Genomic DNA, 6770 nt, shown 5'->3' on the forward strand with positions numbered 1-6770 from the left:
GGCTAAAACACCCGGCCCAGCTGCAGATAGAGGTTCCACACGCCCTGCGGGGCCGCCGCAAAGCCGAAATACAGCGGCCCGATGACGCTGTTGCCGCCGATGAACAGGCTCGCGCTGGACTTGTATGGGCCAGAGCCGAAGTTCCGGCGCCGCAGCCATACATCACCGCCTTCCAGGCTGGCACCTACCACGGTGGTGCGCAGGCCCGGCAGGATGAATTCGCGCAGTTCATTGAGATAGGTCACGCGGCCATAGAGCAGGTAGTTGCCGGAGAACTGATCGGGCGCATAAGCCGACAAATGCTGGAAGCCGCCCAGGGTGAAGCCGAGACCGCCGCTGAAGCTGTTGTCGCTGCGGTGGTCGCCGTAGGTCACTGCCGCTTCGGCGGCAAGGTTGAGCGTATGGCGGCCGTAGCTGGTGGCCCACAGCGTCTTGGCACGTGCGTCGTTATAGCGATTGTCGGCGCCGCCGAAAGCGAGCTGGTTGGTGGCGAAGAGGTAGTAGCCATTGCGCGGAAACAGGGGGTCGTCCAGCTGGTCGATCGTCAGTTGCGCCCGCACCGTGGGCTGGCGGACATAGCCGTTGGGAAACAGGCGTTCGCGCGAAGTCGACAGGCTGTAGGCCGGGGTGTACCTGACCTGCTGGTAGTTCATGCCGGCCCGAAACTCGCCCAGCCTGCCGATCGGCACCCCCAGGTCCATCCCCGCCATGGCCGTTTCGACCCGGAACGCCGTGAGCGGCACCGTACTGCTTGGCGAGGCGGTGTCCGAAAACAGGTCGACGCGCTTGCGGCCATATTCGGCATAGGGCGCGATATAGAATCCCTGCCGGTCGAACACCGGCTGGCGCAGTTCGGTATGCCACTTTGCCTGATTGCTCCCAAGCACGATGTCATTGCGCCACTCCAGCCCGCTTTGCGTGATCCACGGATACCGGTGGCCCAGCTGCAGGTTGAAGCCCCCCTGCCCGTTGAAGGTCGTGGAAACGCCAAAGCCCGCCAGCAGGAAATGTGGCCCCCAGGATTTCTCCTGCGCATCGACCCTGAGCACATTGCGCCCGTTCTCATTGACGATTTCCTGGGTCACGCTCTCGAAATCGCCCGTCGTGGACAACTGCGCCAGGTCCCGGTTGAGCGCACTGCCATCGTATGTATCGCCTTCGCGCACCCCCAGGTACTGGCGCACGTACTCGGGCGGCACGCGCCCATGGGTGTGAATCTCGATCACGTCGATGCGCGCATGTGCCGCCAGCACGGGGCCCGGCTTGCGCGCCGCAAGATAGTCCTGCCACGCCGCGGACGGCAGCGACATCGCGGCCAGCCGGGAGCCGGCAGCATGTGCAGCGGCCCAGCCGCCCTGCACGCCATCGTTGGCACGCGAGAAATCCGTGAACGAGAGCTGGCCCAGTTGTGGCTCGAGCAGGATGTCCTGGCTCCGCAGCAGGGCCTTCTGCGAAGTCACGTTCTGGTTGGTCAGGATCGTGATCATCTGCTGCGTCACCGCTGCCGGCGAGTCCAGGCTGGCAGGGTCATCCAGCGGCGAGGCGATATTGACGGCGATGATGATGTCGGCGCCCATGTCGCGCGCAAGCTGCACCGGCAGGTTGCTGACCAGGCCGCCGTCGACCAGGGTGCGCCCGCCTACCTTGACCGGTGCAAACAGGCCGGGGACCGCCACGCTGGCACGGATCGCCAGCGGCAGCGAGCCGTGATCGAGCACCACGGGCTCGCCATTGCCAAGGTCGGTCGCCACCGCGCGGAACGGGATCGGGAGCCGGTCAAAGGCAACGTCGGCCGGCAGCTGCCCGGTCCAGTTCTGCAGCAGGGCCAGCAGGCGGTTACCCTGCACCAGCCCGCTTGGCAATTTCAGCTTGCCGTCGCCGTACCCGGCAGAGATGCTGATGGGGTACTGGATGTCATCCTCCCGCAGCGACTGTGGCAGCTGTGCCCGCTCGTTGCGATCGAACACGATGTCGCTGAGGTTGGTGTGCGAAAGCCGCGCCTCCAGCTCGCCCGCCGACAGGCCACTGGCATACAGTCCGCCAACCACTGCCCCCATGCTGGTGGCGGCGATGCAATCCACCGGGATATGCATCTCCTCCAGTGCCTTCAGCACGCCAATATGGGCGTAGCCGCGCGCGCCGCCGCCTGACAAGACCAGGCCGATACGGGGACGCCTGGGTCCGGCCGCCGGGGTGGCGGACTCCGGCTGTGCGGCACCCGCCGGCAAGGCAGAAGACAGCGCCAGCAAGAGCAGCCAGACATGCAGCAGCCAGCGCCGGGGCGTGGCCCGGCGTAAATTCAAGCGGTACATAACGAGGCAGAAGGACAATGGAATCGCCGTGCAGGGGCGGCAGAGGCGGCCGCGGTCCGGCGCCGGCTTCCATGCGTGCGGGAAGCCTGCCACGATAAGGCAAACGCGGCGGCTTGAACAGTCGCCAGGCGTAAGGCCGTCCGCCGGCGCAGGCAAACCGTGGGAGGCGTGCCACGGGCGGGATATGCAGTGCCTTTTGCGCCACCAGCAAGCCAGTTGCCGAATCGAGCTCGCCCGGCATTTCGCCGGCGTAGTTCCCGATGCCGGGGCTCGCAGGGGCTGCATCAGCCTCGATTCTGGCGCGTCCTAGAGGACTCGAACCTCTGACCGCTCGCTTAGAAGGCGAGTGCTCTATCCAACTGAGCTAAGGACGCGAAGGCCAGCATTCTACCGCAGTGCGATGCGACGGTGATGCCGCAAATTCTGTCAGGACGCCAGGCGCTGGCGTTGGCGAGTCACGAACTTTGCCACCCCGCCCTCCTGCACTTCCTGGCCGGCTGAATGCATCGACACGCAGTTACGCCCTTTCAGCTTTGCATCGTAAAGCGCGCGGTCGGCGCGACGCATCAGCGTATCGGCATCCTCGCCCGGCTGTCGCAAGGCCATGCCGATGCTGACCGTGTAGGAAATGGCGTCCGGCTCGGAAGGACAAGGCGCGGCACGCACTGCCGTATTGAGCCGGATGCTCGCCGCGCGCCCGCTCTCGAGCGTGGTGTCTGGCATGACAATGGCGAACTCCTCGCCCCCGAGCCGGCCGATGATGTCATTCAGCCCCGAGGTCTTGCGCAGCAGGCCGGCGAAATGACGCAGCACGCTGTCGCCCGCCATGTGGCCGTAAACGTCATTGATCGCCTTGAAGTGGTCCAGATCGACAAAGGCCACGGTCAGGGGCTGACGCTGCCGCTCCGCATTTGTGCAGGCTGCCTCGAGCTCTTCCCAGAAGGCGCCGCGGGACAGCACGTCGGTCAGGTCGTCATGCCGCGCTCGACGCTCCAGCATGCGCCGCAACCGGTCATGCGCCATCAGCGCAAAGCTGACCGACAATCCAACCACTGCGAACACATTCAGGATCGTCAGCGCGCCATACGGCACCGTCGTCTCGAGGATAGGCAGCGGCTTGCCGTCAACCAGTTCCACGAGCGGGCCAGCGACCACCCACGCGTTGATGCCCGCGCTGGTCAGCGCAATCATCACCAGCGACAGCGCCGCCAGCCGGCCTGTCCCACGCTGGGTCGGCAACAATGGGCCGATACTGATCGCGAGGTCCAGCAACAGGGCAGCCTGGCAGCCCGCCAGCACCACGACGATCCAGTGCATCGGTAGTGGGACCAGAGCCATTGACGGTGGCAGCGCGCCTGAAATCACCAGGACTCCCGCCGCAAGATTGAGGACGACCAGCGCAAGCACGCGTCCCGGAGCAGCGACAAAGTGGCGTGTGCCCCGAGCCATGGCGGAGAGCGCCAGGAGCAGCGCCAGATCCGCCGCACCGGCGCTCACCCGGTCCGGCCAGAATCCTTGCGCGGCCAGCAGGCAAGCGCCCAGCGTCGCGGCCAGGTCGCCCAGCGCAAATGACGTCAGGCCACTGCGATCCATGCCAGGCGAACGCCGCAAAACAAGGCAGACAATTGCCATCTGCAAGGCGAACAAACCCGCGATCAGCACAACTACGTGCGACTGAAACATCTTCATTCCCGTCCAAGGCGACCAGCAGCGCTCCGCACGGCGCCGCCTTCCCTCTTGATTTCGGTCCTGCTTTGGGACCGGTGTTGTCGATTGCCGCAGATTCCTGTTCTGGCCGATCCGGCGACTGCCGCCAGAAAGCGGGCAGGCGGATGCTGCCTGTGATGCCGCCAGGACCCGGGGCATCATTGTTCTCATTGTCAGGCCAGTCCGATTGGAAGCCATACAACCCGGCGTCCCCCAAGGGCGCCGGTTCGGACTGAAGCGGTCTGCGGATTATCTCAGCGCCCGAGACCAAGTCAAGCCGAAGCTTGCCCGTCCGAAGCAGGGTGCCGCATGAGCACCACGACTGGCCATCAGGTGCGCGGCAAGTCGCGCGCATTGCGCCATTGACCGCGCTCATGCAACCGGGCTACAATCGCCGGCTTCGGAGCGTAGCGCAGCCTGGTAGCGCATCTGATTTGGGATCAGAGGGTCGTAGGTTCGAATCCTATCGCTCCGACCAGTATTTGCAGCAAAAGAACTTGGCAGCAAAAGGAACGGCTTACGTCGCAGGACGTAAGCCGTTTTTCATTGCGGCACGAATCAGCCACCCTGGGCAGCTTCCGCCCGCCGTCGCTCGAAATGATAATAGCCAGCGGCAGCAATCAGGCCGAACAAGGCGTGGGCGAACAGGCTTTCCCAACTGCGAGCTTCATCAAACCAGTTGAAGTAACGCCCCAGCGCATAGAAATTCACGAAATAAACTATCGCGCCGAACAGCACCCCTACCAGCGAGGCCAGCGCCATGCTGGAATCTAAGCGGAACGATGCCAGGACCAGCGCCAGGATTGCCGCGAAGATAATCGACAGCGCAAAGTGCACGGTGCCTGCCGCCAGGACGATCGTCCAGCTGAAGGCGTCAGCCGAAGCCAAGGCTTCACGACCAAGAATAAGGGCCGCAACCATTTTCACCGTGCCCCACGCCCCCTGGTAGAGCAGGAAGCGCGCCGTCAGCAGCTCTAGCACCATATATACAACTCCGGCTATGAGACCTGCCACCACTGCCGCCCGCCAGTCCGGCTTGCAGCGCACATAGTGGTGACTTTGCATATGGAGTTCCATGGAAACCTCCTTGCCTGATTGGCACCCGGGAACGGGCCCATGTGATAGTTCTAGCCCATTTGCGGCAAATACCAAACTCGCGGCCCGCCATCGGAAGTGCATAAAAACGCACCATGATTTAGTGATGTCGCAACGCAACAATCGGCGTACGCCGCTTGGCAAAGGCGGGAAGCCCTAAATGCTGCAGTTGCGTACGTGGTATAATCGTTCGTTAGCCCCGGGGTGTTTGTGCATCCCTGTAACCGGGCGTTCTCACCAGCGAAGGCAAGCCCTTCGAAGCGCTTCAAGCGACGGCATACGACCTGGCGAGCCACCGGAAACACGTTGCCCGCTCATCCCGCGACTCGCACGGCCGGATTTCCCTTGGCCGTAACCGGCAAGGCAATCGCCCTGGCAATTCCGCGCCCCTGGACGATTCCCTAACCTGGACCGAATCAGACTTGGCGTCTTGCGCGCCGCCGGCCCTCGTCAGCTTGCCCTGAGCAACCCGAACGCGCGGCTCGCCGCAAGACGGCGGACCTTGTGCCCGTGCGACCTGGATGGCACCCACCAGAAGGCACGTTACACAAGATTTAAACTCAACCATGCAGCCTGTGAGCTGCCAAAAAGGAAGACAGATTGGCTAAGGAAGAACTCATTGAATTTGGCGGCGTGGTTTCGGAAGCCCTGCCCGATAACCGCTATCGCGTGACGCTGGAAAACGGTGTGGAAATCTGGGCATACGCTTCGGGCAAGATGCAGAAGCACCGCATCCGCATCCTGGCCGGCGACCGCGTCACCCTGGAAATGTCGCCTTACGACCTGACCAAGGGCCGCATTAATTTCCGCCACAAGTCCTGAGTTTTTATCGCGTCGCAGACGGGACGGGCATCCTCCCGCCTGCGGGCGAATCCGTGGACACCAGCGCGCTGTCACGCAACTGACACCGCGCTTGGAGACACTTGCGGGCTGCCTGACAGGCAGCCCGTTTTTCGTTTCCGGTCACGGTCGCGGCGGCTCCTAAGGCCGCGGCTTGCACCCGTCGGGCAGCTTCTCCATACTCGAAACACAATCACTGGCCTGCCTCCGACATGAATCTGATCCTGTGGCGCCACGCCGAAGCCGAGGAATTACCAGACCCGCTCAGCCTCAGCCGCAACGCCGACCTGCAACGCCCTCTCACCCAGCGCGGCCGCAAGCAGGCCGACAGTTCCGCAGTCTGGCTGCGCGCCCACCTGCCGGCCGACACCCGCATCATCTGCAGCCCGGCCCTGCGCACGCGCGAAACCGCCGCGGCATTGAGCAGTCATCCCGAAGTCATGGCCGATCTTGCGCCCGGAGCGGATGTCAGCGCGGTCCTTGCCGCTGTTGGCTGGCCCCAGGGCGACGAGAACATCGTCGTGGTCGGTCACCAGCCCTGGATCGGCCGGCTGGTCAGCCTGCTGCTGGCCGGAACGGAAATGAACTGGAGCGTGCGCAAGAGCGGCATCTGGTGGCTGACCAGCCGCACCCGCGAAAGCGAGGCACAGACAGTGCTGCGCGCCGTAATCAACCCAGAATTCCTCTGAGCATTTTCTGAAAGCGGATCCGGCGTCTGCCTTATATGAACGCGCCCCGGTTTGCAAGGTAAGACGAACATGCTGGCTTGAGCAGGACTGGTTGCAGACTTATATCCGGCCTTGCGGTGCAGGCGAG

General features: G+C 63.8%; 5 protein-coding genes and 2 tRNA genes. 3 read left to right on the forward strand and 4 right to left on the reverse strand.

The window, feature by feature from the left end:
- Positions 1-2: 2 nt before the first annotated feature.
- The 3 genes from RM96_RS23475 to RM96_RS23485 form a co-directional block, all read right to left on the reverse strand.
- Complete coding sequence (locus tag RM96_RS23475) at positions 3-2312, reverse strand: patatin-like phospholipase family protein (protein ID WP_082016689.1); 2310 nt, start codon at positions 2310-2312, stop codon at positions 3-5.
- A gap of 297 nt (positions 2313-2609) precedes the next feature.
- A tRNA-Arg gene (locus RM96_RS23480) sits at positions 2610-2686 on the reverse strand.
- A 52-nt stretch (positions 2687-2738) separates the two neighbouring features.
- Entirely contained in the window at positions 2739-3995 is a 1257-nt protein-coding gene (locus RM96_RS23485) for a GGDEF domain-containing protein (RefSeq protein WP_039014099.1), read from the reverse strand.
- Positions 3996-4420: 425 nt separating this feature from the next.
- Here RM96_RS23485 and RM96_RS23490 point away from each other — a divergent pair.
- Positions 4421-4497 (forward strand) — tRNA-Pro (locus RM96_RS23490).
- A gap of 80 nt (positions 4498-4577) precedes the next feature.
- Here RM96_RS23490 and RM96_RS23495 read toward each other — a convergent pair.
- Complete coding sequence (locus RM96_RS23495; RefSeq protein WP_039014088.1) at positions 4578-5096, reverse strand: hypothetical protein; 519 nt, start codon at positions 5094-5096, stop codon at positions 4578-4580.
- A gap of 618 nt (positions 5097-5714) precedes the next feature.
- On the opposite strand from RM96_RS23495, the gene infA reads away from it, so the two are divergent.
- Positions 5715-5936 (forward strand): translation initiation factor IF-1, encoded by a 222-nt coding sequence (gene infA / locus RM96_RS23500; protein ID WP_008641674.1) that lies wholly within the window; start codon positions 5715-5717, stop codon positions 5934-5936.
- A gap of 230 nt (positions 5937-6166) precedes the next feature.
- Positions 6167-6643: a SixA phosphatase family protein gene (locus tag RM96_RS23505; protein ID WP_039014090.1), complete on the forward strand. Its 477-nt coding sequence runs from the start codon at positions 6167-6169 to the stop codon at positions 6641-6643.
- Positions 6644-6770 lie beyond the last annotated feature (127 nt).

Source organism: Cupriavidus sp. IDO, assembly GCF_000812465.1.
Taxonomy (GTDB): Bacteria; Pseudomonadota; Gammaproteobacteria; order Burkholderiales; family Burkholderiaceae; genus Cupriavidus.